Annotated in this window: 4 protein-coding genes; 3 read left to right on the top strand and 1 reads right to left on the bottom strand. The window is 54.4% G+C overall.

Annotated elements, in window-relative coordinates:
* The coding region (locus ACOSYY_RS09760; RefSeq protein ID WP_421662089.1) for a hypothetical protein at positions 1-182 on the top strand (182 nt) is incomplete at its 5' end.
* A gap of 43 nt (positions 183-225) precedes the next feature.
* On the opposite strand, the gene ACOSYY_RS09755 is transcribed toward ACOSYY_RS09760, so the two are convergent.
* Complete coding sequence (locus ACOSYY_RS09755) at positions 226-675, bottom strand: surface-adhesin E family protein (RefSeq protein WP_421662088.1); 450 nt, start codon at positions 673-675, stop codon at positions 226-228.
* 129 nt (positions 676-804) lie between these two features.
* Here ACOSYY_RS09755 and ACOSYY_RS09750 point away from each other — a divergent pair, with 129 nt between their 5' ends.
* Together ACOSYY_RS09750 and ACOSYY_RS09745 are read left to right on the top strand one after the other, a co-directional pair.
* Complete coding sequence (locus ACOSYY_RS09750; RefSeq protein ID WP_421662086.1) at positions 805-1,566, top strand: CBS domain-containing protein; 762 nt, start codon at positions 805-807, stop codon at positions 1,564-1,566.
* 85 nt (positions 1,567-1,651) lie between these two features.
* Positions 1,652-2,213, top strand: a 562-nt coding sequence (locus tag ACOSYY_RS09745) for an ATP-binding cassette domain-containing protein (RefSeq protein WP_421662085.1), incomplete at its 3' end; no start/stop codon positions are given.

Raw genomic sequence — 2,213 nt, 5'->3', positions numbered from 1 at the left:
TCAGTGCACTCACAACGCCGCGCTCCCCTTTGCCCATGACCGCACGCCAGTTTCTGCTTAAAGGGGAGGTGTTTACCGAGGATCTGATCGAGGCTTGGATCGGCTATAAGCGAAGCAGGGAGATCGATCAGATGCGCGTGCGGCCGCACCCGTACGAGTTTTTCCTCTATTACGACGTCTAACATCAAAGAACCGCCGACGGTTATAAGATGCAGAGGCGGAGGGTTAGTGTTTCCCGCAAGCCGCCTTCCAAAGCGCGTGATTGACGCTGCGCTCTTTGACCGGCTGCCAGTTTCCACTTTCGATGTAGCCGGAGGTAGATCTGCCGGTGCCCATCTGGCGGGAAAATTCGATGACTTGAAGGACGCGTACGCGAGACCGCTCACAGTCGAATTCCTTGTGGGTCTTGAAGGACAAAAATCGTGTTGTGCCGTTCCACTTGAGATCCGTTAATTGCCAGAGCGTTGCACGATTGCCGTCTCGGTGAATCGTCTCCGGATCGAAGTAGACCGTCTCAAAATCATCGGTTTGATACCGTTTCTCCGCCGCTATCCATTCCGCATAGGCGGGTCCATAACTGAACATGAACAAGATGAGGAGGAACAGGTGCTTCATAGCAGCGGCGACCAGTCTGGTTCCCGTGAAATCGTCCGTCAATGTCTGTTTGGATGGCATAATGGGTGACGGCCGGAAAAGCAAGAGGCAAAATTCGGACAGGAAAGCCGGAAAGTCGCATCGCATGGGCCACTTGAGCCGCAACACAGCTTAGGTTATTCTTTTCTCTCACAACCGAGGAGGGATCACATGCCGAAGCGAGTTCGTACGGGATTGACACGGAGTGATATTCTTGATCGGTATGTCGAACGGTTCAAGCAACAGCTCATCAAGTTCCAGCCCTTTCTCTCGCGTAAGCGCGGGACGGCTTCCCTTGAAGACTTCGACGAATCAGCCGAAGAGCTGATCGCTCAAGTGTTCGGCGCGGCATCAGACCAATCAGAGGCCTACTTCTTTGCAAAGACGGGCGAATCGGCGCTGTTGCCCGAAGAAGCGCAGGAAAGTGGCACTCACAATATCGAACGTGAAAGTCTCCAACAACGCCGTCAAGTGCTGGAAAGCTGTCTGGCTGACCTCGAATTGCGTCGACGACTGCAGGCCACGAGAAAAAAGAAAGGGATCGAGACGGCCCTCGTTGAAGAGTATATGTCACATGACGTGCGGAGCATCCATCGGGATGCGACCATCAAGCAAGCGGGGCAGCTCTTGCAAAAGCATAAAGTCGGCTCGCTCATCATCGACGACGGGTCCCGGTATATCGGCATCGTCACCGATTCAGATTTGACACGCAAGGCTATCGCCAAGGGGCTTGACCCGAATACCACGTCCGTCGCCACTTGCATGAGCCGGCCACTTGTTACAATTGAAGAAGACGAGCTTCTGTCTGAAGCGATGTCGTTGATGAAGAAGCAGAGTATCCGACACCTGCCGGTTACCGCCGATGCCACGATCATCGGTGTGCTTTCAGTTTCTGACCTCCTTCGCGCATTTGAAGAACAAAAAACTCCTTAATCTTCGTAGAGCCAATTGGTGGTAGCTGCACGAAACGGTTGCCGAAGTCTGCTCGATTGAACACCCCCTTAGGTACACTGCGGTCATGCCACCAATCATGCTACTCAGTTGCGAATCCATTGGAAAAAGCTATGGAATGAAGCCGTTGTTTGCCGACCTGTCGCTCGGGCTCTGCGAAGGCGATCACGTCGGACTCATCGGTCCAAACGGTTCCGGGAAATCGACGTTGCTCAAAATCCTCGCCGGTCTTGAGAACCCGGATTGTGGTACCAGGTCGGTGCGGCGGCAGCTTCGCATCGGCTATGTGCCGCAAGAGCCGTCGTTTGATGAACAACACTCGGTCGAAGATGCGCTGTCTCAAGTCCTCCTGGACGAAGGGTGGGATCCCCATGATCAAGGAGCACGTATTGCCAAAGCTCTCAGCCTCGGCGGGTTTACTCGTTCGGAACAGTCTGTTTCGACACTGTCGGGAGGATGGAAAAAGCGGCTGGCGATCGCGCGGTCGTTGCTGTTGGAACCGGACGTGCTGCTCTTGGATGAGCCGACCAACCATCTGGACGTCGAAGGCATCCTCTGGCTTGAAAGTCTGTTAAAAGCCGAACCCCACGCCTTCGTCGCCATCAGCCATGACCGCCGATTCTTGGAGT

It is taken from the genome of Nitrospira sp. BLG_2 (assembly GCF_049222245.1).
This window is presented reverse-complemented; position numbering and strand designations above follow the sequence as displayed.